Genomic DNA, 475 nt, shown 5'->3' with positions numbered 1-475 from the left:
CCCCCCATGTTTAGTGGCAGCCTAAATTAGAGTTCATTGCCTGTTTTTTTACCAGATATTCCCATGGGGTTAAATCATCTAGTGAATCATGGGGTCTTTCGTCGTTGTACTCTTTTATCCAGTTTTCTGTTAACTCTCTTACTTCGTGTAAATTTTTGAACACATACATATCCAGTATTTCTGTGCGATAAGTTCTATTGAATCGCTCAATAAATGAATTTTGTGTTGGCTTTCCTGGCTTGATAAACTCCAATTGCACCTTATTTTTTTGAAGCGTCGGCCACACATCAACGCATCACACATAAAGTCCATAGACCAGCATTGGTTAATGGACTCTGGCACTCTCAGAGGTTCAGGCGAGCGATTGGGTAACCGCTTTTTTCCCTTGCGACGCATATTGAGCTTAAGCTCACAATACACGCGGTAAACACGCTTATGATTCCACCTGTGACCTTGGCGACGTAAAACTTTAAGC

General features: G+C 41.7%; 1 pseudogene. It reads right to left on the bottom strand.

Features of this window, described 5'->3' with window-relative positions:
- Positions 1-10 precede the first annotated feature (10 nt).
- Positions 11-475 (bottom strand): annotated as a pseudogene (locus AB3348_RS15240) (integrase core domain-containing protein); the annotation flags it as partial.

This window comes from Legionella sp. W05-934-2 (assembly GCF_964199965.1).
Taxonomy (GTDB): Bacteria; Pseudomonadota; Gammaproteobacteria; order Legionellales; family Legionellaceae; genus JAFIFT01.
This window is presented reverse-complemented; position numbering and strand designations above follow the sequence as displayed.